Annotated in this window: 27 protein-coding genes and 1 tRNA gene; 9 read left to right on the top strand and 19 right to left on the bottom strand. The window is 69.6% G+C overall.

From position 1 onward, the window contains the following. Positions 1-22: 22 nt before the first annotated feature. Genes ASD30_RS00735 through ASD30_RS00715 form a run of 5 tightly spaced genes read right to left on the bottom strand, consistent with a single transcriptional unit; the run spans position 23 to position 2,743 of the window. Positions 23-271 (bottom strand): DUF3618 domain-containing protein, encoded by a 249-nt coding sequence (locus ASD30_RS00735; protein WP_235530192.1) that lies wholly within the window; start codon positions 269-271, stop codon positions 23-25. Between the two features lie 49 nt (positions 272-320). Further along, entirely contained in the window at positions 321-1,076 is a 756-nt protein-coding gene (locus tag ASD30_RS00730) for an energy-coupling factor ABC transporter ATP-binding protein (RefSeq protein ID WP_056675495.1), read from the bottom strand. Beyond that, a complete protein-coding gene (gene cbiQ, locus ASD30_RS00725; RefSeq protein ID WP_056675492.1) occupies positions 1,076-1,741 on the bottom strand; it encodes a cobalt ECF transporter T component CbiQ in 666 nt (221 codons plus the stop codon). Before cbiQ ends, ASD30_RS00730 begins: the two co-directional genes overlap by 1 nt. Before the next feature lie 4 nt (positions 1,742-1,745). Further along, the gene (locus ASD30_RS27010) at positions 1,746-2,060 is read right to left on the bottom strand and encodes a PDGLE domain-containing protein (RefSeq protein ID WP_056675488.1); all 315 of its coding nucleotides are present in this window, start codon (positions 2,058-2,060) and stop codon (positions 1,746-1,748) included. After that, positions 2,057-2,743: an energy-coupling factor ABC transporter permease gene (locus ASD30_RS00715; protein WP_056675485.1), complete on the bottom strand. Its 687-nt coding sequence runs from the start codon at positions 2,741-2,743 to the stop codon at positions 2,057-2,059. The genes ASD30_RS27010 and ASD30_RS00715 overlap by 4 nt, the downstream gene beginning before the upstream one ends. Before the next feature lie 67 nt (positions 2,744-2,810). Here ASD30_RS00715 and bcp point away from each other — a divergent pair, with 67 nt between their 5' ends. From bcp to ASD30_RS00695, 4 genes are all read left to right on the top strand, one after another. Further along, entirely contained in the window at positions 2,811-3,284 is a 474-nt protein-coding gene (bcp, locus tag ASD30_RS00710) for a thioredoxin-dependent thiol peroxidase (protein ID WP_056675482.1), read from the top strand. A gap of 37 nt (positions 3,285-3,321) precedes the next feature. After that, positions 3,322-3,406 (top strand) — tRNA-Leu (locus tag ASD30_RS00705). Positions 3,407-3,428: 22 nt separating this feature from the next. Further along, positions 3,429-4,064, top strand: a complete 636-nt coding sequence (locus tag ASD30_RS00700) for a hypothetical protein (RefSeq protein ID WP_056675480.1) — start codon at positions 3,429-3,431, stop codon at positions 4,062-4,064. A 40-nt stretch (positions 4,065-4,104) separates the two neighbouring features. After that, positions 4,105-4,992, top strand: a complete 888-nt coding sequence (locus ASD30_RS00695; protein WP_056675476.1) for a bile acid:sodium symporter family protein — start codon at positions 4,105-4,107, stop codon at positions 4,990-4,992. Here ASD30_RS00695 and rdgB read toward each other — a convergent pair. From rdgB to ASD30_RS00670, 5 genes are all read right to left on the bottom strand, one after another. Continuing rightward, positions 4,967-5,587 carry an RdgB/HAM1 family non-canonical purine NTP pyrophosphatase gene (rdgB, locus tag ASD30_RS00690; RefSeq protein ID WP_056675473.1) on the bottom strand — a complete coding sequence of 207 codons (621 nt, stop codon included), beginning with the start codon at positions 5,585-5,587 and terminating at the stop codon, positions 4,967-4,969. The genes ASD30_RS00695 and rdgB overlap by 26 nt on opposite strands. Then, on the bottom strand, positions 5,580-6,299 hold the full coding sequence (gene rph, locus ASD30_RS00685) for a ribonuclease PH (RefSeq protein WP_056675469.1): 720 nt from the start codon (positions 6,297-6,299) through the stop codon (positions 5,580-5,582). The genes rdgB and rph overlap by 8 nt, the downstream gene beginning before the upstream one ends. Continuing rightward, positions 6,296-7,111, bottom strand: a complete 816-nt coding sequence (locus ASD30_RS00680) for an SGNH/GDSL hydrolase family protein (protein WP_056675466.1) — start codon at positions 7,109-7,111, stop codon at positions 6,296-6,298. Before ASD30_RS00680 ends, rph begins: the two co-directional genes overlap by 4 nt. A 155-nt stretch (positions 7,112-7,266) precedes the next feature. Beyond that, entirely contained in the window at positions 7,267-8,058 is a 792-nt protein-coding gene (locus tag ASD30_RS00675; protein ID WP_056675462.1) for an ABC transporter permease, read from the bottom strand. Further along, complete coding sequence (locus tag ASD30_RS00670) at positions 8,055-8,960, bottom strand: ABC transporter ATP-binding protein (RefSeq protein WP_056675458.1); 906 nt, start codon at positions 8,958-8,960, stop codon at positions 8,055-8,057. Before ASD30_RS00670 ends, ASD30_RS00675 begins: the two co-directional genes overlap by 4 nt. A 130-nt stretch (positions 8,961-9,090) precedes the next feature. Between ASD30_RS00670 and ASD30_RS00665 the strand changes: the two genes are divergently transcribed. Together ASD30_RS00665 and ASD30_RS00660 are read left to right on the top strand one after the other, a co-directional pair. Beyond that, entirely contained in the window at positions 9,091-10,251 is a 1,161-nt protein-coding gene (locus ASD30_RS00665; RefSeq protein WP_056675455.1) for a sensor histidine kinase, read from the top strand. Beyond that, on the top strand, positions 10,248-10,898 hold the full coding sequence (locus ASD30_RS00660; protein WP_200950145.1) for a response regulator: 651 nt from the start codon (positions 10,248-10,250) through the stop codon (positions 10,896-10,898). The genes ASD30_RS00665 and ASD30_RS00660 overlap by 4 nt, the downstream gene beginning before the upstream one ends. A 196-nt stretch (positions 10,899-11,094) precedes the next feature. Here ASD30_RS00660 and ASD30_RS00655 read toward each other — a convergent pair whose 3' ends face one another. The 3 genes from ASD30_RS00655 to murI all read right to left on the bottom strand — a co-directional run bounded on the left by ASD30_RS00655 (position 11,095) and on the right by murI (position 13,873). Continuing rightward, positions 11,095-12,057: a hypothetical protein gene (locus tag ASD30_RS00655; protein WP_056675442.1), complete on the bottom strand. Its 963-nt coding sequence runs from the start codon at positions 12,055-12,057 to the stop codon at positions 11,095-11,097. A 260-nt stretch (positions 12,058-12,317) separates the two neighbouring features. After that, a complete protein-coding gene (locus ASD30_RS00650; protein ID WP_056675432.1) occupies positions 12,318-13,076 on the bottom strand; it encodes an MBL fold metallo-hydrolase in 759 nt (252 codons plus the stop codon). After that, the gene (gene murI / locus ASD30_RS00645) at positions 13,073-13,873 is read right to left on the bottom strand and encodes a glutamate racemase (protein ID WP_056675429.1); all 801 of its coding nucleotides are present in this window, start codon (positions 13,871-13,873) and stop codon (positions 13,073-13,075) included. The genes ASD30_RS00650 and murI overlap by 4 nt, the downstream gene beginning before the upstream one ends. 93 nt (positions 13,874-13,966) lie before the next feature. Here murI and ASD30_RS00640 point away from each other — a divergent pair, with 93 nt between their 5' ends. After that, positions 13,967-15,043: an alkaline phosphatase family protein gene (locus ASD30_RS00640; RefSeq protein ID WP_056675426.1), complete on the top strand. Its 1,077-nt coding sequence runs from the start codon at positions 13,967-13,969 to the stop codon at positions 15,041-15,043. Here ASD30_RS00640 and ASD30_RS00635 read toward each other — a convergent pair. The 4 genes from ASD30_RS00635 to ASD30_RS00620 all read right to left on the bottom strand — a co-directional run bounded on the left by ASD30_RS00635 (position 15,040) and on the right by ASD30_RS00620 (position 19,901). Next, on the bottom strand, positions 15,040-18,162 hold the full coding sequence (locus ASD30_RS00635) for a DUF3604 domain-containing protein (RefSeq protein WP_156393474.1): 3,123 nt from the start codon (positions 18,160-18,162) through the stop codon (positions 15,040-15,042). The genes ASD30_RS00640 and ASD30_RS00635 overlap by 4 nt on opposite strands. Before the next feature lie 62 nt (positions 18,163-18,224). Beyond that, the gene (locus ASD30_RS00630) at positions 18,225-19,175 is read right to left on the bottom strand and encodes a PLP-dependent cysteine synthase family protein (protein ID WP_056675419.1); all 951 of its coding nucleotides are present in this window, start codon (positions 19,173-19,175) and stop codon (positions 18,225-18,227) included. Then, positions 19,172-19,444 (bottom strand): MoaD/ThiS family protein, encoded by a 273-nt coding sequence (locus tag ASD30_RS00625; RefSeq protein ID WP_056675417.1) that lies wholly within the window; start codon positions 19,442-19,444, stop codon positions 19,172-19,174. The genes ASD30_RS00630 and ASD30_RS00625 overlap by 4 nt, the downstream gene beginning before the upstream one ends. 16 nt (positions 19,445-19,460) lie before the next feature. After that, the gene (locus ASD30_RS00620; protein ID WP_056675414.1) at positions 19,461-19,901 is read right to left on the bottom strand and encodes a Mov34/MPN/PAD-1 family protein; all 441 of its coding nucleotides are present in this window, start codon (positions 19,899-19,901) and stop codon (positions 19,461-19,463) included. 96 nt (positions 19,902-19,997) lie between these two features. On the opposite strand from ASD30_RS00620, the gene gdhA reads away from it, so the two are divergent. Further along, a complete protein-coding gene (gene gdhA / locus ASD30_RS00615) occupies positions 19,998-21,344 on the top strand; it encodes an NADP-specific glutamate dehydrogenase (RefSeq protein WP_056675411.1) in 1,347 nt (448 codons plus the stop codon). 91 nt (positions 21,345-21,435) lie between these two features. Here the strand turns inward: gdhA and ASD30_RS00610 are convergent, their stop codons facing one another. Both ASD30_RS00610 and clpS read right to left on the bottom strand, forming a co-directional pair. Further along, positions 21,436-22,020 carry a DUF2017 domain-containing protein gene (locus ASD30_RS00610; RefSeq protein ID WP_056675408.1) on the bottom strand — a complete coding sequence of 195 codons (585 nt, stop codon included), beginning with the start codon at positions 22,018-22,020 and terminating at the stop codon, positions 21,436-21,438. Then, on the bottom strand, positions 22,017-22,322 hold the full coding sequence (clpS, locus tag ASD30_RS00605) for an ATP-dependent Clp protease adapter ClpS (protein WP_056675405.1): 306 nt from the start codon (positions 22,320-22,322) through the stop codon (positions 22,017-22,019). Before clpS ends, ASD30_RS00610 begins: the two co-directional genes overlap by 4 nt. Positions 22,323-22,339: 17 nt before the next feature. On the opposite strand from clpS, the gene ASD30_RS00600 reads away from it, so the two are divergent. After that, the gene (locus ASD30_RS00600) at positions 22,340-23,659 is read left to right on the top strand and encodes a nicotinate phosphoribosyltransferase (protein WP_056675402.1); all 1,320 of its coding nucleotides are present in this window, start codon (positions 22,340-22,342) and stop codon (positions 23,657-23,659) included. The last annotated feature ends 90 nt before the right edge of the window (positions 23,660-23,749 follow it).

Raw genomic sequence — 23,749 nt, 5'->3', positions numbered from 1 at the left:
TCGGGGTCTTGTCACTCACGGGTCAGTTGACGACCTTGCGGATCACGCCGAACAGGACGATGACGCCGACCACGCCGCCGACGACCTTGAGGATGTTGTCGGTGCGCGGGGCGCCGGTGTTCACGTCGACGAAGTGCGCCTTCACCGAGGCCACCTCGCGGCTGACGATCGTCTTGGGGTGCGCACGGTAGGCGAGCTGGTCGATGGTCTTGGCAAGCCGCTCCCGCGTCTGCTCGATCTCGCTCTCGATCGAGCTGATCTCGTTCGCCACGATCAATCTCCTGGTTCGTCCGCCGAAAGGTTTGGGTGCAGCTGGTGCGTCAGTGGGGAACGTTACCAATGCTGCGCGGGTCGAAGCCGAACGGGAGTTCCAGTCGGTTCGCCGCCATCAGCGCGTCGTCGGTCAACACGTCGTACGTCGCACCGTCGGCGGCGACCACACCTCCGTGGAGCACGACCGAGCGCGAGCACAACTCGAGGGCATAGGGCAGGTCGTGGGTGACCATCAGCACCGTCACGTCGAGCGAGCGCAGGATGTCGGCGAGCTCGCGGCGCGAGGCCGGGTCGAGGTTGGACGACGGCTCGTCGAGCACGAGGATCTCGGGCTCCATCGCCAGCACGGTCGCCACCGCCACCCGCCGACGCTGGCCGAACGAGAGGTGGTGCGGCGGCCGGTCGACGAACTCGGCCATCCCGACCCGCTCGAGCGCCTCCATCACCACGGCGTCGAGGGCGGCGCCCTTGATGCCCTGGTTGGCCGGGCCGAACGCGACGTCCTGGCGCACCGTCGGCATGAACAGCTGGTCGTCGGGGTCCTGGAAGACGATGCCGACGCGTCGCCGGATCTCCTTGAGGTTCTTCTGCTCGACCGGCATGCCGCTGACCGCCACCGATCCGGCGCCGGCAGTCAGGATGCCGTTGAGGTGGAGCACCAGCGTGGTCTTGCCGGCACCGTTGGGGCCGAGCAGGGCGACCCGCTCGCCGCGGTGCACGTGCAGGTCGACGCCGAACAGCGCCTGGTGGCCGTCGGGATAGGCGAACGCGAGGCCGCGTACGTCGAGCACGGGGGTGGCCATCAGGGCATCCGTCCGTCGTAGCCGCGCGACAGCATCGCGAGGTGGACACGCTCACCGCGCTCGTAGGAGCGGATGAACAACGCCCCGAGGGTGCGGGCCAGCATCGGCCAGTGCCGCGGTGAGCGCGGGTCGCAGCCACGGGATCGCATGCCGGTGACCATACGGCGCAGCTCGTCGGTGACCACGTCGAGGTAGCGGATCATGAAGCTCATGATCGAGACGATCTGGTCGGGCATCCGCAGCGTGCGCAGGCCGCGGAGCAGGTCGACCGGCTCGGTGGTGGCGGCCAGGGTCAGTGAGGCGACCACGCCGAGGGTGGCCTTGGCCAGGAAGCCGCCGGCCGCGACGAGGCCCGGCTCGGAGACGCTGACGCCGAGCACGTCGATGCGCGGACCGGTGGCGATGAACGGCATCAGCACCGCGAAGAACACGAACGGCACCTCGACCACCATGCGTCGTGCGATGTAGAGCAGCGGCACCCGCGAGGTCAGGATCACCGTCACCAGGACGAGCGCGTAGCCACCGAAGGCGGCGTACCAGTGGTGCGGCGTGGCCACGACGGTGAGCATGAAGGCCAGCAGCGCGACGAGCTTCCAGTGCGCGGGCGCGCGGTGGATCGGGCTGTGGCCGTGGAAGAAGAGCCGGTGCCCGTGCCCGGCACCCATCGCGTCAGGCCTCGTCGCCGGTGCGGTCGCCGGAGCGGCGGCGTACGACGAGGAAGAGTCCGCCGGCCAGGACGAGCACAGTCAGCGTGCCGACCACGCCGGCCAGCCCGCCACTGAGTCGCGCGTTGTCGACGCCCTTGACGCCGTAGTCGGCGAAGGGGCTGTCGGAGGTGGCGGAGTCCTTGGCGGAGTCGCCGAACCCGGTCTTGGCCGCGACGTATTCGAGCCCGTCGGGGTGGGAGCTGGCGTAGTAGCTGCCCACACCCGCCACCAGCAGGGAGACGAGGAGGAACACGGCGAAGAACTTGCGGGACTTCATGCGACTGCCTTACGGATCTCGAGCTCACGGTCGGCGAGGAGGTGGCGGGCGCCGTACACCAGGTCGGGCCTGGACGCGACGACGGAGCCGACCACGAGGGCGGTGATGACGGCCTCGCCGATGCCGATCACGACGTGCCAGCCGACCATCGCGACCAGCACCTTGCCCGAGTCGACCGGTGCGGTGCCGCCGATGACGAACAGGGCGGTGAAGGCCAGGGCCGCGGTTGGCACACTGACCAGGGCCGCGACGGCGGCGGCGGGCGCGACCATCGACCTGCGTTTGGGCAGCACGGAGAGGACGCCGCGGAAGACCAGCCAGCCGGCGACGACGCCGACGATGCCCATCAGCGTGATGTTGGTGCCGAGTGCGGTCACGCCACCGTCGGCCATCAGCAGGGCCTGCACGAGGAGTACGACGCTCAGGCACAGCACGGCCGTGAACGGGCCGGCCAGCACCGCGGCGAGCACGCCGCCGAGGAGGTGTCCGCTGGTGCCTCCGGCGACCGGGAAGTTGATCATCTGGGCCGCGAACACGAACGTGGCGACCAGACCGGCGAGCGGGGCGGTACGGTCATCGAGTTCCTTGCGCGCCCCCCGCAGGGCGACGGCCACACCGGCCGCGGCCACGACACCGGTCGCGATCGACGTGGGAGCGTCGAGGAATCCATCAGGTACGTGCATACTGCGCAGCCTACGTTATTGCACATGGTGTGCAACAACTGTCCGAACGGTCAGGAGGACCCCTACCTTGAGCGAGCAGCGCCTCTCCCCCGGAGACCCCGCACCCGACTTCACCCTCACGTCCGACACCGGCGACCAGGTCTCCCTGGCCGACCTGCGCGGCCGCAAGGTGATCGTCTACTTCTACCCGGCCGCGATGACGCCGGGCTGCACCAAGCAAGCCTGCGACTTCACCGACTCGCTCGACTCCCTCAAGGCGGCGGGCTACGAGGTGCTCGGCATCTCGCCCGACAAGCCGGAGAAGCTCGCGAAGTTCCGCGAGCGCGATGGGCTGACCATCACCCTGCTCTCCGACCCCGACAAGTCGGTGCTGTCGGCGTACGCCGCATTCGGTGAGAAGAAGCTCTACGGCAAGGTCGTGCAGGGCGTGATCCGCTCGACCTTCGTGATCGACGAGGGCGGCAACGTCGAGGTGGCGCAGTACAACGTCAAGGCCACCGGCCACGTGGCGAAGCTGCGTCGCGACCTCGCCCTCGACTGAGTTCTCGCGCACCCACGGTCCTAGACTCTCGGGGCCGGCCGGAGTGGTGGAATTGGCAGACACGCAGGTTTTAGGTACCTGTGCCCTAGGGCGTGGGGGTTCAAGTCCCCCCTCCGGCACCAGCAAGACTTCCCAGGAGATGCAGTGAGCAGAGACCCCTACGCGCGGCCGGGCTGGCTGCGCTTCGGGGTGATCGGGCCAGTGCTCGCACTGCTGGTGGTGATCGGGCTCCTGGTCGCCAACCTGACCGAGGACTCCTCGGACTCCCCTGACGAGATCAGTCAGTCGACCTCTCCGACCGTCACCCCTGAGCGGCCTGCCGATGCTGAGATCATCGAGGGACGTGGCTACAGCTATGCGCTGCCCGACGAGTGGACCGACCAGACCGAGGCCCTGCGCACCGAGGGGGGATTGCCCACCACGGACACCGGCGCTGTCTGGGGAGATGACCTGGACGATCTGTTGGCCAACGTGATCGTGCAGTTGGGCGACACCACCGATGAGACCGACCTCGAGTCGCTCCGCTCCACGTGGGAGGCCGGCCTCGCCTCGGGCAACCACGCCCGGACCGAGGTCCCGGCCACGAGCATCGGCGGGTACGACGCGATCGGCGTACGCCTCGAAGAGTCCAACGCACGCGGCAAGCGCGTGGCCTCGACGGCGTACCTCGTCGTCGTCGACGAGCAGACCTACACGATCGTGCTGAGCACGCCGCCGAGCTACGAGGACGACGCCCTCGCTGCCTTCACGACGATCCTGGACAGCTGGGCCTGGGCCTGATTCCGGTCCGCCCGGTCTGCTTTGTCCCTATAGTCCGGGCATGGACTCCGCGCTGACCACGATCGGCCTGCCCCTCGCCCTCGGCATCATCATGTTCGGGCTCGGCCTCGACCTGACCATTGCGGACTTCAAGCGGATCGGCCGCAACCCCAAGGCGGTGGCGATCGCGCTGGCCTGCCAGCTGCTGCTCCTGCCGGCCGTGTGCTTCGGGCTCGTGCTCGCCTTCGACCTGCCGGCCCTGCTCGCCATCGGCATGCTGCTGCTGGCCGCCTCCCCCGGTGGTACGACGGCCAACCTGTTCAGCCACCTGTTCCGCGGAGACGTGGCGCTGAACATCTCGCTGACGGCGATCAACTCGATCATCTCGATCGTCACCCTGCCGTTGATCACCAACCTCGCGATCGACCACTACGACAAGGGCGACAGCATCTCGATGCCGATCGGCGAGGTCGTGCAGGTGTTCGCGATCGTGCTGATCCCGGTCGGCATCGGCATGCTGGTGCGCGCGAAGAAGTCGTCGTTCGCGGCGAGCATGGACAAACCGGTGCGGGTCGCCTCCGCGATCATCCTCGCCGCACTGGTGCTCGCCATCCTCGTCGACCAGCGCGACAACGTGGTCGACTACCTCGGCGACGTCGGGCTGGTGGCCGCACTGTTCTGCGCGATCAGTCTGCTCACCGGCTACTTCGTGCCCCGGGCCTTCGGCGTCGTCGAACGCCAGGCGATCGCCTCGTCGATGGAGATCGGGGTGCACAACGGCACCCTGGCGATCTTCGTCGCGGTCGAGATCCTCGAGAGCACGGAGGCGTCGGTGCCGGCCGCGGTCTACTCGATCGTGATGTTCGTCCTCGCGACGCTGTGGGGCCTCACGCTGGTGCGGCTGCTCCGTCGCGACGAGCCGGTCAGCGCCCCGACAGGACGCGGCTGACCAACGGTGCGATCTCGCGCAATGCCTTGCCCCGGTGGGAGATCGCGTCCTTCTCCTCGCGTGACAGCTCGGCGGTCGTGACGTCGTACCCGTCGGCGGTGAAGAGCACGTCGTAGCCGAAGCCGCCGGTCCCGCGCACCTCGCGCAGGATGTGGCCGTCCATGCGGCCGTGCACCACGTGCTGGTCGACCTTGCCGTCGCCGACCGGGTGGCACAGCGCCACCGCGCAGGTGAAGAAGGCCGTACGTCGAGCGTCCGGCACGTCCTCCAACTGCGCCAGCAGCAGCTCGTTGTTGCGCGCATCGGACTTCGGCGGGCCCGACCAACGCGCCGACAGCACGCCGGGCATGCCGTTCAACGCGTCGACGCAGAGCCCGGAGTCGTCGGCCAGGGACGGCAGTCCGGTGGCCTCGACCCCTGCCCGTGCCTTCAGGAGTGCGTTGCCCTCGAACGTCGGCTGGTCCTCGACCGGTTCGTCGTACGCCGGCACGTCGTCGAGGCCCAGCACACGGATGTCGGGGATCAGCGGCGCGAGGATGCGCTGCATCTCCTCCAGCTTCTTCGCGTTGCGCGAGGCGAGGAAGACCTCAGGCACGTTGCCGCTCCACCGCCAGCGCCTCGGTCTGCAGACGGGTGAGGTCGGCGCAGCCCTTCTCGCCGAGGCCGAGCAGCGCGTCGAGCTCGGCGCGGTTGAACGGGGCGCCCTCGGCGGTGCCCTGCACCTCGATGAAGGAGCCGGTGCCGGTCATCACGATGTTCATGTCGGTCTCGGCGCGCACGTCCTCCTCGTAGGGCAGGTCGAGCCGCGGCACGCCGTCGATGATGCCGACGCTGACCGCGGCGACAGAACCGGTCAGGGCACCGGTCACACCGAGGTGTGCGCAGGCGTCGGCCAGGGCGACGTACGCCCCGGTGATCGCGGCGGTGCGGGTGCCGCCGTCGGCCTGGAGCACGTCGCAGTCGAGCTGGATGGTGTTCTCACCGAGCGCCTTGTAGTCGATGACCGCGCGCAGCGACCGGCCGATCAGGCGGGAGATCTCGTGGGTGCGGCCGCCGATGCGGCCCTTGACCGACTCGCGGTCGGAACGCGTGTTCGTCGAGGCCGGGAGCATCGCGTATTCGGCGGTCACCCAGCCCAGGCCCGAGCCCTTGCGCCAGCGCGGCACGCCCTCGGAGGCGGAGGCGGCACACAGCACGCGGGTGCGGCCGAACTCGACCAGCACCGATCCGGCCGGGTGGTCCAGCCAGTCACGGGTGATCTTGATGGGGCGGAGTTCGTCGTCGGCACGGCCGTCAGCTCGGGTCATGGGTCGAGCGTAACGAGGCCGGGCCCGGCCACCGGCACGGCGGGTGCGGCAGGCCGTTGCGTGCGCGGCTCGACCAGCGCCCTCCGCACCGCCCACGGCCCGAGGTCGCGGGCCCGTCGACCGATCCAGGGCGCGCCCTCGGTGACCATCCAGGCAAGGTCGGAGCGCCAGTTCGGGAGGAACAGTCCGTCGCTCGTCGCGGACGGCAGCTCGAAATCGAGTCCGCGCTCGAGCAGTCCGGCACCGAACGCGCGGGCCAGTGCACGGTGGCCCAGCTCCGAGGGGTGCAGCCGGTCGACCGACCAGAAGACGCGTTCGTGGGTCTGCGGGAGGGCAGCCAGGTCGACCCGCACCCCGTCGTACGTCTCGTGGATCTCGTCGTAGATCGCGTTGACCGCCTCGATCCGTCGCCACAGCGCGCGGCGCAGCACGCCGGGCAGCCCGAAGATCGCACCGTGGTCGTGGAATCGCGCGGTCAGCAGCAGCGCGCCCGAGCCGTGCAGGGCGTCGGCGCACTCGAAGAGCTCGGCCCGCATCCGCGGCGGGTGCCACGTGGAGCGCATGGTGTCGTTGATGCCGACCACCAGGGAGGCGACGTCGGGTTGGTGGGCCAGTGCGGCTCGCAGCTGCCCGTCGCGTACGTCGGTGGCGGTCGCGCCCGAGACGGCGAGGTTGCAGAACGAGATGTCGTGCCCGGAGTCCATGGCGGTGGCCAGCAGGCGGGCCCAGCCACGCCAGCCGTCCGGCACCGGGTCACCGATGCCGTGAGTCGTCGAGTCACCCAGCGCCGCGAACCGCACGTAGGACCGCATGCCTCCAGCGTGGGGTCCCCCGGTACGACGAACCGGCGTCGCCGCGTCACGTCCGGCAACACTGCATGAACAGCCTGCCCACCGGTTCACCGAAATGACCGGAACCGGTCTCCCCCCGTTTCGGGAGACCGGCTCCGGTCAGGTCGAGGTGGCGCCTACTTGATCTCGGCGCGCAGGATGCGCCAGACGCCGATCGCCAGCGGCAGGGCGATCCAGAGAAGCACTCCGGTGCCGATCTGCGCCCACTCCTCGCCGGAGAGGCCGTCCGGCTCGAAGAGCCGCGTCGAGGAGGTCGACAGGTCGAACCAGAGCAGCTTCTCCTGGGCGGAGGTCCAGATCGCGGTCACGATGCTGACCACCATCGGCACCGCGAAGTAGGACACGATCGCGAATGCGCTGTTGAGCAGTGCGGCACCGAAGGCGTAGCCCCAGACCGCGCCGATCACGAGAGCCAGGATCGAGCGCGAGAGCCAGCCGACGGAGACACCGTCCCAGCCGTCCGGGGCCCCGCTGATCGGGGTCAGCACCGTGGCGATCAGCACTGCCACCGCGAAGGCAGCGAGCACGAACACGATCGCCGCAGCGAGCTTCGCGACCAGCACCCGGCCACGGTGCGGCACCAGGCTGAAGGTGACCAGGCCCGTGCGCTGGCCCCACTCCTGGGTGACCAGCAGCACTGCCAGCACGGGCAGCAGGATGCCCTGCGGCATGCCGGAGAACTGGAGGAAGTCGTTGAACGTGAGGTCGTCGGGTCCCCAGATCAGGAAGGCGGCGTTGATGATCACCGTCACGGCGGCGATCACGATCAGCAGCCACAGGCCGGCCTTGGTGTCGGTCATCTTGCGGATCTCGACGCCGACCAGACGCAGGAACGAGGGCCGGTGGCTGTCGGAGATGTCGATGTAGCCGGGGTCTCCGGCCTGGACGGGGGCGGTTGCCGTGCTCACTTCTGGCCTCCTTCGGTGTAGGTCTCGCGCTGGGTCTCGGCAGTGAGCTCGAGGAAGAGGTCTTCGAGGCCGCCGTCGGCAAGCTTCAGCTCGACGAGGGTGATCTGGTGCTCGGCCGCGACCTTGCCGACCTGCACGGGCTCGGCGTCGGTGCGGAAGCCGTCGGCGACCGGTGCCGCCTGGATGCCGTTGTCGGCAAGGGCCTTGACCAGCTGGTCGGCCTCGAGGGCACGGAAGAAGGTGCCGCTGTCGCGCAGCAGCTCCTCCGGCGTCCCCTGGGCGACGATCTCGCCCCGGCCGATCATCACCAGCTCGTCGGCGATCATCTGGACCTCGTGGAGCAGGTGGCTCGACAGGAGCACCGTGCCGCCACGGTCGGCGTACCCCTTGAGCAGACCGCGCATCCAGCGGATACCGGCCGGGTCGAGACCGTTGGCGGGTTCGTCGAGGATCAGCACCGACGGGTCACCCATCAGCGCGTTCGCGATGCCGAGCCGCTGCCGCATGCCGAGGGAGTAGTTCTTCACCCGGCGCTTGGCCTCGCTCTCGGTCAACGAGACCAGGTGGAGCATCTCGTCGACGCGCGAGGCGGGCAGGCCCATCGTCGCGGCGCTCAGCGCGAGCACCTCGCGGCCGGTGCGGCCGGCGTGCTGCGCCGAGGCGTCGAGAAGCACGCCGACATGGCGGCCCGGGTTGGGGATGTCCATGTAGTCGTGTCCGCCGATGGTGACCGAGCCGGCGTCGGCCTTGGTGAGGCCGACCATCATCCGCATGCTCGTGCTCTTGCCTGCGCCGTTCGGGCCCAGGAAGCCGGTGACGCGTCCGGGTTGGGACACGAAACTGATGTCGTTGACGGCGGTGAAGTCGCCGTACTTCTTGGTGAGGTTCTCGACCTTGATCATGACGACAAGTCAACCGGTCCCGGCCGCTGCGCACATCGGCCCACAGGATGCTTCCGACGCGACCAAAGTAGGGGGCGTCGCCGACGCGGGACGGATCCGCAGCGCACTCGTCTGGGCCTAGGGTTGACGAGTGCCTGCCTCCCCCGACCTCTACCAGCCGCCGCTGACCAAGTGGTCGTCGTTCTGGCGGTACGTCGGTGTGCTGGCGATCAGCGCCCTGGCCTGGAGCCCGTACCTCGCGTTCCAGTGGCGCGAGCAGCGGATCCTGTTCTGGGTAGACCTCGTCGTGGGCCTGGTCTCCTACCTGCTGCTGCACCTGCGGCGCAGGTATCCCCTGGCCATCGCCCTGATCACCAATGCGCTCGCCTCGGTCTCCGGCGTCGCGGGTGGGCCGGCCACCCTGGCCACCGTGTCCATGGCCACCCGCCGTCGACTGCGCGAGCTGGTGCCGGTAGGGGTCATTGGCCTGGCGGCCGCCCAGTTCTACTCGGTGTCGCAGCCGTCGTACGACGACGACCCGTACTGGCTCAACCTCACCGTCAACACCGTGTTCGTCGCCGCCACACTGGCGTGGGGCATGTTCATCGGCTCGCGTCGGGAGCTGCTGTGGACGCTGCGCGACCGCGCCGAACGGGCCGAGGACGAGCGCGACCTGCGTGTGGGCAAGGCGCGTGGCGACGAGCGTGCCCGCATCGCCCGCGAGATGCACGACGTGCTGGCCCACCGCATCTCCCAGGTCTCCATGCAGTCCGGTGCGCTGGCCTTCCGCACCGACCTCACCGCCGACGAGATGCGCGCCACCGCATCGGTCGTCCAGGAACAGGCCAACCAGGCGCTGATCGACCTGCGCGCCGTGCTCGGCGTGCTCCGCGACCCCGGCACCGGCGACCTGCTCGACCGTCCGCAACCGACGTACAACGACGTGGCCGAGCTGATCGAGGACGCCCGCGAGTCGGGCATGCACATCGAGTACGCCGCACACGTGGACGACGGCGACGTGCCGACCGCGGCGGGCCGCACCATCTACCGCATCGTCCAGGAAGGGCTGACCAACGCCCGCAAGCACGCACCGGGCACCACCGTGTTCGTCGACCTGGCCGGCACCCCCGACGAGGGCATCGACGTGCGCATCCGCAACCCGATCGGCTTCGGCACCAACGCATCGGCGCCCGGTGCGGGACTCGGCCTGGTCGGACTGACCGAACGCGCCGAGCTCGGCGGCGGACGGCTCACGTTCCGCAAGGACGGCTCGATGTTCCTGTTGCAGGCTTGGATACCGTGGTCCGCGTGATCCGGGTTCTCATCGTCGACGACGATCCGTTGGTGCGGTCCGCACTGACCCTGATGCTCGGCGGCCAGGCCGACATCGAGGTGATCGGCGAGGCCGAGAACGGCCGCCTCGGCGTCGCCATGGCCCGGCGCGAACGCCCCGACGTCGTGCTGATGGACATCCGCATGCCGGTGCTCAGCGGGCTCGAGGCGACCCGCGAGCTGCACGCCGACCCGTCGCCGCCGCGGGTGATCGTGCTGACCACGTTCGACGCCGACGACCACGTGGTCGGCGCCCTGGCCGCGGGCGCCGACGGCTTCGTGCTCAAGGACACCCCGCCACCGGAGATCGTCGCCGCGATCCGCAAGGTGGCCGACGGCGAGCCGATGCTCTCCCCCTCGGCCACGGCGACCCTGATCCGCCAGGTGCGGTCCGACGCCCCCGACGGTCGCGCCGAGGCAGCCCAGATCCGGGTGGCCACGCTGACCGACCGCGAACGTGAGGTGGCCGTGGCCGTCGGTCGCGGGCTCAGCAACGCCGACATCGCCGGCGAGCTCTACCTCTCGGTCCCGACCGTCAAGGCGCACGTCTCCCGGCTCTTCGACAAGCTGGGCGCGACCAACCGGGTGCAGATCGCGATCTGCGTGCACGACGCCGGCCTGGTCTGAGCCTCGGCCGTACGACGCGCAGCCAGGTCGCCTCGGCCGAGCGGCGAGCGGCGAGCGGCGAGCGGCGACCGCGCGGGCGACCACGATCGTGCAGGTGTTGCGTTGTGACACACCAATCGCCGAAAAGGCGACCACGATCATGCACGTGCACGATCCGGGTCGCGCGCCCGCGAGGCCGGCGGTCGTCACGCAGGTCTCAGCGTCCGGGGAAGTGTGGGCGCCAGCCGTCGGAGAGCCGGCGCGGCAGGCCCGGCAGCCGGCGTGAGTGCAGCAGCCGGACGACGCGTCCCAGGGTGCGCTCCGGCCGCTTGAAGATGTCGGCGGCCACGACCACCAGGATGCGCCACTGGTCGTCGTCGATCGCCTCGCGCCGCTCGAGGTCTGCCTCCCACTGGTCGATGCGCTCGATGTGGTGGCGCCCGTCGTACTCTATGATCACCCGCACCTCCGGATAGCTGAGGTCGTAGCGCCGCACCACCTCACGGTCGACCGTGCGCAGCGACAGGTTGACCTGCGGCTCGGGCAGTCCGGCCAGGACGATCAGCAGGCGCAGACGGGTCTCCATCGGCGAGTCCACGCGTTCGCGCACGAGGCTGGCGGCGTGACGTGCCTTGGCGGCGTACGGCAGCTGCGCGGTCTCGCAGAAGTTCACCAGGTCGGCCAGCGTGACCCGACCAGTGCGCACCAGGTTGTCGCCGACGACCACCAGATCGACGAGTGGCAGCAGGGATGAGAGTTCGACGAACATCTGTGCGTGTGCGGAGATCCGGATGCCGTCGCGCACGATCACCTTGGCCTGCGAGACCACGTGGCAGACGATCCCGGGCCGTGGTCGACGCAGGTCGGGATGCAGGACGGTGACGTGTTCGTCGGGCAGGGTCGGGATGGGTACGCCGTGCATCCGGGCCGCCGAGGTGTGACTGAGGAACGACTGTTCGGGGTCGAACACGCACCAGGCGGCTTCGGCGTGCACGTGGGGAGTGACCACCACCGAGGCGTCGATGAGCACCGACCGGAAGATGCGCCGGAAGCGCGAGCCACGCAACTGGCGCGGGGAAATGCCCGCGGCGAGGGCGTCCGCCCGTGTGAAGGGACGACGAGTGTCGAGGTCGGAGTCGGGTGCCGTGGTCGCGGCGCCAGTGCCAGTCGTCGATTTCATCCCGGCAGCATGCCGCGATTCGAGGTGCCCTGCCGGCGTCATCCACAGGGCCGGTGCTCAGCCCTTCGGGCGGGCAGCCGGGTGCCGCTCTGGTTGGAGCGTGCACGGGTGGACGGGCACGGCACGCGTCCGTCGAGCGACCACGATCATGCAGGTGTCGAGTTGTGACACGCATTCCGGTGAAAGGGCGACCCGGATCATGCACGTGCACGATCCGGGTCAGGCGGCGCCGCGCAGCCAGCGAGCGACGGTCGTTCGGCTCAGACCTCGTACGTCGCGCCGGTGTGGGCCAGGTCGAGCGGGCCCTCCCAGATCGACTTCGCCTCGGCGTACGCGATCTGCTTGTCGTGCCACGGCGGGATGTGGGTGAGCACGAGGTGGGCGGCGCCGGCGCGCTGGGCGAGCTCGGCGACCTCGACCCCGGTGAGGTGCAGGTCCTCGGGGTTCTCGTCGCCGTCGCAGAACGCGGCCTCGGCGAGCAGCAGGTCGGCACCGTCGGCGGCGCGGTCGAGTCCGTCGCACGGGCCGCAGTCACCGGTGTAGACCAGCAGCCGGTCGTTGCTGGTGACGCGCAGGGAGTACGCCGGCACCGGGTGCACGACCTCCACGGCCTGGACGGTGAACGGCCCGAACTCGAAAGACGTGGTGGGGTACTCGCGGAAGTCGAACTCCTCGTGCATGCCAGGGTCGAGCGGCAGGTCGTAGGAGACCGACAGCCGGTCCGCCGTACCGGCCGGTCCCCAGACCGGGATCTGCGGCTGGGCTCCGAGGGGGTGGTACTTGCGCATCACGTAGTAGCCGCAGAGGTCCATGAAGTGGTCGGCGTGCAGGTGGCTGAGCAGGACCGCGTCGATGGTCAGCGGGTCGACATGGTTGTGCAGCTCGCCGAGCGCGCCGTTGCCGAGGTCGAGCAGGATCCGCCAGGTGCGACCCTCGAACTGTTCTTCCACCAGGTAGCAGCTGGCCGGCGAGTCAGGACCCGGGTAGGAGCCGGAGCAGCCGATGACGGTGAGCTTCATCCGCGCACCCCCACGAACTGGCTGGCCACGTGCAGCTCCGGGCCGAGGAACCGGCGACCGATCGTCTCGAAGTCGCCGGGGTTGCCGGTGGTCACGAAGCGGTACGTCGGCTCGCCCGAGGCGCGCACCAGGTTGTTGCGGACCAGCAGCTTGTAGACGTCCTTTGCGCACTCCTCGGCGCTGCTGACCAGGGTGACCTGGTCGCCCATCACGTAGGAGATGACGCCGGTGAGCAGTGGGTAGTGGGTGCAGCCGAGGATCAACGTGTCGATGCCCTCGGAGACCAGCGGGTCGAGGTAGTCGTGGGCGTGAGAGATCAGGTCGTCGCCGGCGGTGATGCCCTGCTCGACGAAGTCGACGAACTGCGGGCATGCGCGGGTGAACAGCTCGACGTGCGGTGCGGCGGCGAACGCGTCGTCGTAGGCCAGCGAGTCGGCCGTGGCGCGGGTGCAGATCACGCCGATCCGGCCGGTGCGGCTGGCCGCCACGGCACGGCGGGCGGCCGGGTAGATCACCTCGACCACGGGAACGTCGTAGCGCTCGCGGGCGTCGCGGAGCATCGCGGCGCTGGCGCTGTTGCAGGCGATGACCAGTGCCTTCACGCCCTGGTCGACGAGGTGGTCGAGGCATTCGAGCGCATACTCGCGGACCTCGCCGATCGGCTTGGGACCGTAGGGCTGGCGTGCGGTGTCGCCGACGTACAGGATCGATTCGTGGGGCAACTGGTCGATCACTGAGCGGGCAACGGTCAGTCCGCCGAAGCCCGAGTCGAAGATGCCTATGGGTCGCTCCACCATGATCGAACAATCTAGACGGATCCCCCGACGATTGCTGCCAATGGCGATCCACATCACCAATGGCGCGGGTCACGTGGGGGTTAGGGTCGTGGCGTGCTCTTCTCTCGGAACGCCCGCACCGCCCTTGCGACGACCCTGCTCCTGCTCCTCCCGACGGCCGCCTGTGCCGGTCACGAGTCGGCCGGATCGAACGGATCGGCCGACTCCGGGGACTCCATCGCGCTGCGCCAGGCGCCCCAGAGGGCCGCCGCCGGGCGCGCCACCAACCCCACGCACTACGTGCTGGCCATCTCCGTCGACGGCCTGAACGCCGAGGCCCTCGACACGTTGGGCAAGGCCGGTACGCCGAACTTCCACCGCATGATGGAGAACGGCGCCGCGACCAGCAACGCGCGCACCGAGTTCGAGCGCACGCTCACCCTGCCGAACCACACCGGCATGATCACCGGACGGCGCGTCTCGCGGTCGAGTGGCGGTCACGGCGTCGACTTCAACGACGACAACCACCGCACCGTCCAGCAGGCCGCCGGCCACCCGGTCGCGTCGGTGTTCAGCGTGTTCCACAACCACGACCTCAGCACCGCCCTGTTCGCGTCGAAGCAGAAGTTCGCGATCTTCAAGCGGTCGTGGCCGGGTGCCGTCGACCGGTTCACCGTCAACCTCGACAACCGTGAGCTGGTGCGGTCGGTGCGTGCCGACCTGGTCGCGCACCCGCGCGCCTTCACGTTCCTGCATCTCTCCCGCCCCGACGACGTCGGCCACGCGAAGGGCTTCATGTCCCCCGCCTACATGCAGGCGGTCAAGGCCACCGACCAGCGCCTGGGCGAGCTCATCCACACGGTCAACACCCACCCGAAGCTGCTCGAGCACCTCACCGTGGTGCTCACCGCCGACCACGGTGGCGAGGGCCCCAACGGGCACAGCGACATCAGGTCGTTCGCGAACTACCGGGTGCCGTTCGTGGTCTGGGGCGCCGGCGTGAAGCGGGGCGCCCGGCTCTACGACCTGAACCGGGCGTTCGCCACTCCCGGCTTCGCGCGACCGACGTACGCCGCCGCCAAGCAGCCGATCCGCAACGCTGACGTGGCCAACCTGTCGACCAGCCTGGTCGACCTCGGCCCGGTACCCGGCAGCGAGCTCAACTTCGACCAGGCCCTGCTCACGCGCTAGGACAACGCCCAGATCGGCGAGGACCAGGCCATCTCCCCGTCGGTCTGGAAGACGCGCGTGTAGTAGAAGGCATCGTCCGCGAAGTCGTCGGTCCAGGTCAGGTCGGCCTCGCGGGCACCGAGCGAGGCCAACCCACCGACGCCTGGCTGCAGCCGCAGGTGGCCCGGACCTCCCGGAACCTCCCAGGCTCGCCCTTCGGCCAGCGTCGCGTGCAGTGCCGCCAGCTCGACCGTCGCTCCGCGACCCTGGACGCCGAGGCGGATCACGGCGGTCGGCGGCCCCACGAAGGTGACCTCGACACCGCCACGCTGGGCGCCGTACGGCTCCCCGAAGCTGCGGGTCTCGGCCTCCCAGTGAAGGCTCGTGTCGGTCACCGCGGTCACCTCCGGACCCACGTGCGAGGTCTGGACGACGGCGCCGTCGGTGACCTGCACCGAGCCGCTCCAGGTCGTGGTGACGTCGGCGCCACCCCATTCCACGCGGAGCGGGACGGTCAACCAACCGTCGGGGAGACCGAGGTCTGGTGTGACCTGATGGACCACCTCGCCGTTGCGGATGATGTCGATCCGGGCCAGATCGGTGTAGCCCTCGGCGTGGATGGTGAAGGTGCGCTCGGCCCCGGCCGGCGCCTCCTCCCCCATGAAGGTCTCACCCATACGGACGTCGAGGAGGACGTCGCGGGTGGTGGCCGCGAAGGTACGCCGCTCGTGCAGCGCCTCGAAGACGTCGGCCCGCTGGAGCGAACCGGAGAAGGCCCCGACATAGCTGGCGCCGTGGCCGTGGTCGGAGGAGGCGATCAGACCGAACTTGTGGCCACGCTTGAGGCCGTCGAGCGCGAAGGTGCCCTGACGGGTGCCGTCGGCGTACTGACGGAAGCAGCCGTCGGACTCGTAGTTGCCGCGGCAGGCCTGGAAGACCTCGACGAGCCGACTGAACCGCGGGTCGTGGTAGTCCCAGTCGTTGTTGACCATCGCCGCGCCGGGATGGTGCGGAATCGTGATCGCCGGGAACTCCGGGTGCTCTGCCAACGCCGCCCACAGCCCGTCGGGGTCGGTGGTGCCGTCGGCGAAGGCGGAGAAGATCGGTGCGCCCCGCTCGACGTCACCGAAGATGACGTTTTGGTGGCCCGAGTCGGCCGACGTCCACTCGAAGCCGTAGAGCGGGACGAATCGGCCGGGGATGTGGAACAGGTCGGCGATCTTCTGGATCGACCACCACTGGTAGTCGCTGGAGTTCTCGGAGTGGTCGGTCACCGCCCAGAAGTCGTAGTCGCAGACGTCCCACGCGTAGCGGTAGAAGTCCTCCAGCGAGGGTTCGTCGCCGGCGGTGCAGCGGCTCACCAACGAGTGCCGATGCAGGTCACCCCAGTAGAGCGTGAGCTCGCGGTCGCCGACCGAGGTGACGTATCGCTCCTTCGGCACCCCGGAGACCCAGCGCCTCGCTTCGGTGCGGAGGTCCTCCACGAGCACCTGCCGGACCGGCACCAGCTCGGCGAGCCGCTCCGCGGTCGGCACCGGGCCGCCCGCGGCCAGCTGGGCGGTGACCACCGTGCCGAGCCCGTGGATGCCGTGCCAGATCACCGAGCCGTGGTGCTCGAGCAGGTAGGGGCATTCGCGGCCGCCGAACCCTTCGGTCCACTGCAGCGCACGCTCGAGCCGGGCGTCGGTCTGGGCGACCATGACCGCGCCGCCGGGTACGGCGGCGACGCTGACCTCTTCGAGCGGCCCGTCGGTGTCGTTGAGCGTGGAGGGCACCGACCAACCCACGGCGGTGAGGGCCTGGCTGGCAACCTCCCAGTAGTAGGTCATCAGGGGCAGCTGGCGGTGGATCCGGTAGCACACGGTGAGGCCGCCGTCATCGGTCGGCACGAGCCGCGGGAGTCCCGCAGGAACGACGTTGAGCCGGGGCGCGAGGTCTCCGGGTGGCTGGCGCAGCCCGTCGTCGGCGACGTTGACGACCCGGATCGAGGCGGCCACCTCCGGCAGCAGCTCGGGCGGGACGCTGTCGCCGGGTTCCCGCATGCCGTCGAGCTGACCGGGGTGGCTGTCCAGTGTGTCGACCGGCCGGAGCCTGGTCGGTCCGCTGCCCCCGTGCCCGGAGACGGTGATCACGTCGAAGGCGCACCACAGCTGCTGGTCCGCAGTGACCGCGAGGTGCGGGTGCAGGGCGTAGTCGTCGCCGGAGGTGAGATCGACGGTCTCGTGGAGGCGCCCGTCCGCGTCACGACGCCGTACGACGACCCGGTAGGCGCCGTCGCGGTACTCCGACCAGCCATGGGCCGTCGACCCGTCGTCGAACGCGGCGACGGTCGGGTCCCAGACGTTGGCCGTGACCCCGTCGGTCACGAGATCGACGGGCGACCAGGACCCGCTCTCGAGGGTGCGGTGGAAGATGCCGAACCGGTCCTCGTTGCGGCCCTGCCAGACCAGGTGCAGCCGACCGAGCGAGTCGGTGACCACTTCCTGGTTGAACGCAGGCTGCTCGGCGCCGCTGACCAGGCTCGGGTCGGTCCAGGAGCCGCCGACCATGGTGGTTGCCCAGACCCCGACCAGGCCGTCGACCCGTGCACCGTAGAACACCCACGGTGCGCCGTCGTCCGCGATGACTGCGGTGGGCCGGAAGACGTCGACGATCCCGGCGGACACGACATCCTCACGGGTCCCACCGCCGGCCTGTCGGAAGACGGTGCGCACGATGTCACCCCGGTCGGGGATCCACTCGATCCAGGCGGTGAGGCTGGCGCCGTCCGCTCCGGTCGCGAGCGTCGGACGGGCGGCATGTCGTGAACCCTCGACGACGTCGACCTCGTGGCGGGTGTGCCCCGTGATCTGCGGCGCACTGGCCAGCAGCTCGCCCGCCTTGGCGATGACCCTCGGGATCTGTCCCTGCCCTTCGTCGACCCACATGTAGCGCAGCGGGTCGGGGTCGAGGTACCGCTCGGTCTCGAGGGTGTCGAGGCTGGCCTTGATCGCGTCGGCCATGCGCCGGTTGAAGGCGAGGACCAGGTCGAGGTCGGCCTGCTGTTGCGGCGTGTAGTCGCCGGCGGAGTGGTCGAGCCCGCCGCACATCGCGGCGTGGCTGTGCCCGTGCCCGTGTCCGTGGCCGACGTCGCTCGACACGTTCCGCACCTCGCTCACTCGGTGTCCGGGTGGTCAGGTCGAATTCTGCACCCGTCGACCGCTCAGGCCCAGAGCTGGCCCTCGAGGCGGTCCTCGGCCTCGTCGATCGTGCCTTCGTAGGCCCCGGTGGAGAGGTACTTCCAGCCCGCGTCGGCCACGACGAACGCGATGTCGGCCGACTCCCCCGCCTTGACCGCCTTGGCGGCCTGGCCGATGGCGGCGTGCAGGATCGCGCCGGTCGAGATGCCGGCGAAGATTCCCTCGAGCTCGAGCAGCTCGCGCACCCGGCGTACGGCGTCACGCGGGCCGACCGAGAAGCGTGAGTCGATCAGCGACGCGTCGTACAGCTCGGGGACGAAGCCCTCGTCGAGGTTGCGCAGTCCGTAGACCAGCTCGCCGTACCGCGGCTCGGCCGCGACGATCCTCACGTCCGGCTTCGCGGAGCGGAAGAAGCGGCTGACGCCCATCAGGGTGCCGGTGGTGCCCAGGCCCGCGACGAAGTGGGTGATCTCGGGGAGGTCGGCCAGGATCTCGGGGCCGGTGCCCTCCTCGTGGGCGAGGGCGTTGGCGGGGTTGCCGTACTGGTAGAGCATCACCCAGTCGGGGTGCTCCTCGGCGACCCGCTTGGCCACCCGGACCGCCTCGTTGGAGCCGCCGGCCGCGGGTGAGGAGACGATCTCGGCGCCCCACATGCGCAGCAGGAGGCGACGCTCCTCGGAGGTGTTCTCGGGCATCACGCAGACCAGGCGGTATCCCTTGAGCTTGGCGGCCATCGCCAGCGAGATGCCGGTGTTGCCCGACGTCGGCTCGAGGATCGTGCAGCCGGGGCGGAGCGACCCGTCCTTCTCGGCCTGCTCGATCATCTTCAGGGCCGGGCGGTCCTTGATCGAGCCGGTCGGGTTGCGGTCCTCGAGCTTGGCCCAGATGCGGACGTCGGGGCTCGGGGACAGCCGAGGGAGCCCGATCAGCGGCGTGCCGCCGACGGACTCCAGGAGGTTGTCGAAGCGGGTCATCCGCCGGCGACGGCAGGCAGGACGACGACCTGGTCGCCGTCGTTGAGGGTGGCCTCCAGCCCGCCGATGAAGCGGACGTCCTCGTCGTTGACGTAGACGTTGACGAAGCGGCGCAGGTCACCGTCGTCGAGGAGGCGGTCGCCGATGCCGGGGTGGTTGGCCTCGAGGTCGGCGATGAGCGCGGAGAGCGTGGCGCCCTCGGCGTTCACGGCCTTCTCACCGTTGGTGTAGGTGCGCAGGATGGTGGGGATCCGAACTTCGATGGCCATCAGCCAAGTCTCCTCATCAGGCGGGATGCCTTGTTTCGGTGGTGGTGACGGTGACCTCTTCTTCGGTCACCTCACCGTCGATGATTCTGTAGGACCTGAACTCCACGGGACCGTCGTTATTCCCGTGCTCGCGTGTCGACACGAGCACGTAGTGGGCGTTCGGCTCACTCGCCAGCCCGATGTCGGTGCGGCTCGGGTAGGCCTCGGTGGCGGTGTGCGAGTGGTAGACGACGACGGGTTCCTCGTCGTTGTCCCACATCTCCTTGTAGAGCGCGAGAAGCTCGGTGGAGTCGAACTCGTAGAACGTCGGACTGCCCGCGGCGTTGACCATCTCGATGAACCGCACGGGACGGTCACTGCCCTCGGGCCCGGCGACGATGCCGCAGGCCTCGTCAGGGTGGTCCCGCTTCGCGTGCGCGACGATCGCGTCGTACGTCGCCTGGTCAATGGTCAACACGGTCCCAAGGGTAGGTGAAGCGGCGAAGCCGCCTCGACCGGAGCCCGGCCCTGAGACGCGACCTCACAACCTCACAACGCCACGTAGCCTGCGGCCATGGCTGAACTCGACCCGACCCTGGACACCGCCCTGCAGACCGTTCTCGCCCGCAACCCGGGAGAGTCCGAGTTCCACCAGGCGGTCCGCGAGGTGCTCGAGTGCCTCAACCCGGTCGTCAGGGCCCACCCGCAGTACGTCGAGGGCCGCATCATCGAGCGCCTCTGCGAGCCCGAGCGCCAGCTGATGTTCCGGGTGCCGTGGACCGACGACTCCGGCGACATCCACATCAACCGCGGCTTCCGCGTCGAGTTCAACTCCGCGCTCGGACCGTTCAAGGGTGGCCTGCGCTTCCACCCGACGGTCAACCTCGGGATCGTGAAGTTCCTCGGCTTCGAGCAGATCTTCAAGAACGCCCTGACCGGGCTGCCGATCGGCGGCGGGAAGGGCGGTTCCGACTTCGACCCGAAGGGCCGCAGCGACGCGGAGGTCATGCGCTTCTGCCAGTCGCTGATGACCGAGCTCTACCGCCACATCGGCGAGTACACCGACGTCCCCGCCGGCGACATCGGGGTGGGCGGCCGCGAGATCGGCTACCTGTTCGGGCAGTACAAGCGGATCACCAACCGCTACGAGTCCGGCGTGCTCACCGGCAAGGGCCTGGCGTACGGCGGCTCGCAGGTGCGCACCGAGGCCACCGGCTACGGCACCGTGATCTTCGCCCGCGAGATGCTCGCCACCCGCGGGCTGGAGCTCTCCGGCCGCCGCGTGATCGTCTCGGGCTCGGGCAACGTGGCGATCTACGCCGCCCAGAAGGCGCAGCAGCTGGGCGCCCACGTCGTGGCGTGCTCCGACTCCGGCGGCTACGTCGTCGACGAGGACGGCCTCGACCTCGCCCTGCTCAAGCAGGTCAAGGAGGTCGACCGCGGCCGCCTCACCGACTACGCCGACCAGCGTCCGAACGCCACGCACCACGCCGACGGCTCGGTGTGGGAGGTGCCCTGCGAGATCGCACTCCCCTGCGCGACCCAGAACGAGCTCACCGCCGACCACGCGAAGGCCCTGGTCGCCGGCGGCGTGCTCGCCGTCGCCGAGGGCGCCAACATGCCGTGCACGCCGGACGCGGTGGCGGTGCTCGTCGAGAACGACGTGCTGTTCGCCCCGGGCAAGGCCGCGAATGCCGGTGGTGTCGCGACCAGCGCGCTCGAGATGCAGCAGAACGCCTCCCGCGACTCGTGGCACTTCGACCACACGGAGCAGCGGCTCGAGCAGATCATGGTCGACCTGCACGCCCGCTGTGCCGAGGCCGCCGACCACTACGGCCAGCCCGGCAACTACGTCGCCGGCGCCAACATCTCGAGCTTCATCCAGGTCGCCGACGCGATGTTGGCCCACGGCGTCATCTGACGAACCGCGTGTTCTTGATGCGCGAACCGTGTGTCCTTGATGCGCGAACCGCGTGTTCTTGATGCGCGAACCGGGAATTCTTGACGCCCGGTCAGTCCATCAGGGCTTCGACCAGGGTCTCCTGCAGATAGCCGACCCACTCGTAGATGTCGTGGGCCTGCGCCTCGGGATCGTCGTCGGGGAGGCTGTGCCAGTAGGCCTCGTCGCCGTCCTCGACACCGAGACGGGTGGCCAACGCGAGCCGCAGGTCGGTGAACGAGCGCATCCACGTCTCGGCGGTCGGCTCGTCGAGCTCGACGTCGAAGTGCAGGCCGTCCTCGGTCAGCTCCTGGGGCAGGCCGGCCTCCTCGAGGCCGTCGATGATCGCGATCGCGGCCGCCGACTTGCCGTCACGCAGGGCCCCCTCGGTGAACCGGCGGAACTCGGCGGAGGCCTCCTCGTCCTCGGCGTACGCCGACGGGAACAACCTGGCCAGCACCGGGTCCTCGGGCTCGTTCGTCGGGCCGGAGAAGTCCATCATCGCCTCGAACGGGTCCGTCGTCTCGGAGGGTACGGCGGCCTCGTTGCGCAGCAGCTCGACGAGCTGGGCAGCCAGCGAGCGCAACAGCTCCGCCTCGAACCCGGTGAAGTTGGCGATGATGCTGCGGCTCTTGCGGTGCCGGGCGAACCCGCTCATGCCTTCTCCATCGTGGCCCACAGGCCGTACTCGTGCATGGCCTGCACGTCGCGCTCCATCTCTTCGCGGGTACCGGTCGAGACCACGGACCGGCCGTCCTCGTGCACCTCGAGCATGAGCTTCTCGGCCTTCTTCCGGTCGTAGCCGAAGTACTTGCCGAACACGTAGGTCACGTAGGACATCAGGTTGACCGGGTCGTTCCACACGATCGTCACCCACGGCTTGGCCAGGAACGTGATCTCGTCGGGAGTGACCGTCTCCTCGACGTCGGGATCCGCATGTGCGGGGCTCGCTGTTGACACGGCTACATCGTGGCACAGTGTCCTGCGTGACCGACTCATCCGGCGCCTCTTCGACCGCCCTGCTGACCGACCACTACGAGCTCACGATGCTCCAGGCCGCCCTGGCCGCGGGCACGGCCGATCGCCGCTCCGTGTTCGAGCTCTTCCCGAGACGGCTTCCCGAGGGACGCCGGTACGGCGTGGTCGCGGGGGTCGGCCGGGCCCTCGACGCGATCGAGCGCTTCCGCTTCGACGACCACGTCCTCGGTGTGCTGCGCGAGGGCCACGTGGTCGACGGCCCCACCCTCGACTGGCTGGCCGACTACCGCTTCTCCGGCGACATCTGGGGCTACGCCGAGGGCGAGGCCTACTTCCCCTACTCCCCCCTCGTCGTGGTCGAGTCGACGTTCGCGGAGGCCGTCGTCCTCGAGACGGTGCTGCTCTCGATCTACAACCACGACGCGGCGATCGCCGGTGCGGCCTCGCGCATGACGATGGCCGCCCAGGGGCGCCCGTGCATCGAGATGGGCTCTCGACGCACGCACGAGGAGGCCGCCGCGGCATGCGCGCGTGCGGCCTACATCGCCGGTTTCGAGACCACCTCCAACCTTGCAGCCCGGGAGCGGTACGGCGTGCCGACCGCGGGCACCTCCGCACACAGCTTCACGCTCCTGCACGACACCGAGGAGGACGCGTTCCGCGCGCAGATCGCGTCGCTCGGCAAGGGCACGTCCCTGCTGGTCGACACCTACGACGTCGAGGAGGCGGTACGCCTGGGTGTCGAGCTGGCCGGCACCGAGCTGGGCGCCGTACGCCTCGACTCCGGCGACCTCGGCGTGCTGGCCCACCAGGTGCGCAAGCAGCTCGACGAGCTCGGCGCGACGCAGACCCGCATCATCGTCACCAGCGACCTCGACGAGTACGCCATCGCCGGGCTCGCCGCGGCACCCGTCGACGGGTACGGCGTGGGCACGCAGCTGGTCACCGGCAGCGGACACCCGACCTGTGGCTTCGTCTACAAGCTGGTCGCGCGCGAGGGCGACGACGGCGAGATGGTGTCGGTGGCGAAGAAGAGCAAGGACAAGATCTCGATCGGCGGTCGCAAGTTCGCCCTGCGCCGGCTCGGCCCCGACGGCCGGGCGCAGGCCGAGGTGGTCGGCATCGGCGAGCCGCCGGAGAACGACGGCAACGACCGTCCCCTCCTGGTGCCGCTGGTCAGCGGTGGCGAGATCGTGGGCCGCGAGACGCTGGCGCAGGCTCGCGAACGCCATGCCTCGTCGATGGCCGAGCTGCCGTTGCCGGCCCAGATGCTCAGCAAGGGTGAGCCGGTCCTGGAGACCCAGCACATCGGCGGCTGAACCCGCGCGGGTTGTCGCGGTTGCGCCATGTCGCAACTGCGGCACCCGCGACCGCTGACACGGGTGCCGCCACGCAGGGAGAGTGCAGAC

Origin of the sequence: Nocardioides sp. Root140 (genome assembly GCF_001426745.1) — a bacterium.
In the GTDB taxonomy this organism is placed as follows: Bacteria; Actinomycetota; Actinomycetes; order Propionibacteriales; family Nocardioidaceae; genus Nocardioides.
This window is presented reverse-complemented; position numbering and strand designations above follow the sequence as displayed.

Excerpts from the sequence above, each read along its gene's own strand:
- ASD30_RS00730 (WP_056675495.1), bottom strand. The coding sequence starts at position 1,076 with ATGGCCACCCCCGTGCTCGACGTACGCGGCCTCGCGTTCGCCTATCCC.
- cbiQ (WP_056675492.1), bottom strand. The coding sequence starts at position 1,741 with ATGGGTGCCGGGCACGGGCACCGGCTCTTCTTCCACGGCCACAGCCCG.
- ASD30_RS27010 (WP_056675488.1), bottom strand. The coding sequence starts at position 2,060 with ATGAAGTCCCGCAAGTTCTTCGCCGTGTTCCTCCTCGTCTCCCTGCTG.
- ASD30_RS00715 (WP_056675485.1), bottom strand. The coding sequence starts at position 2,743 with ATGCACGTACCTGATGGATTCCTCGACGCTCCCACGTCGATCGCGACC.
- ASD30_RS00695 (WP_056675476.1), top strand. The coding sequence starts at position 4,105 with ATGGACTCCGCGCTGACCACGATCGGCCTGCCCCTCGCCCTCGGCATC.
- rph (WP_056675469.1), bottom strand. The coding sequence starts at position 6,299 with ATGACCCGAGCTGACGGCCGTGCCGACGACGAACTCCGCCCCATCAAG.
- ASD30_RS00680 (WP_056675466.1), bottom strand. The coding sequence starts at position 7,111 with ATGCGGTCCTACGTGCGGTTCGCGGCGCTGGGTGACTCGACGACTCAC.
- ASD30_RS00670 (WP_056675458.1), bottom strand. The coding sequence starts at position 8,960 with ATGATCAAGGTCGAGAACCTCACCAAGAAGTACGGCGACTTCACCGCC.
- ASD30_RS00655 (WP_056675442.1), bottom strand. The coding sequence starts at position 12,057 with ATGAAATCGACGACTGGCACTGGCGCCGCGACCACGGCACCCGACTCC.
- ASD30_RS00650 (WP_056675432.1), bottom strand. The coding sequence starts at position 13,076 with ATGAAGCTCACCGTCATCGGCTGCTCCGGCTCCTACCCGGGTCCTGAC.
- murI (WP_056675429.1), bottom strand. The coding sequence starts at position 13,873 with ATGGTGGAGCGACCCATAGGCATCTTCGACTCGGGCTTCGGCGGACTG.
- ASD30_RS00630 (WP_056675419.1), bottom strand. The coding sequence starts at position 19,175 with ATGACCCGCTTCGACAACCTCCTGGAGTCCGTCGGCGGCACGCCGCTG.
- ASD30_RS00625 (WP_056675417.1), bottom strand. The coding sequence starts at position 19,444 with ATGGCCATCGAAGTTCGGATCCCCACCATCCTGCGCACCTACACCAAC.
- gdhA (WP_056675411.1), top strand. The coding sequence starts at position 19,998 with ATGGCTGAACTCGACCCGACCCTGGACACCGCCCTGCAGACCGTTCTC.
- ASD30_RS00610 (WP_056675408.1), bottom strand. The coding sequence starts at position 22,020 with ATGAGCGGGTTCGCCCGGCACCGCAAGAGCCGCAGCATCATCGCCAAC.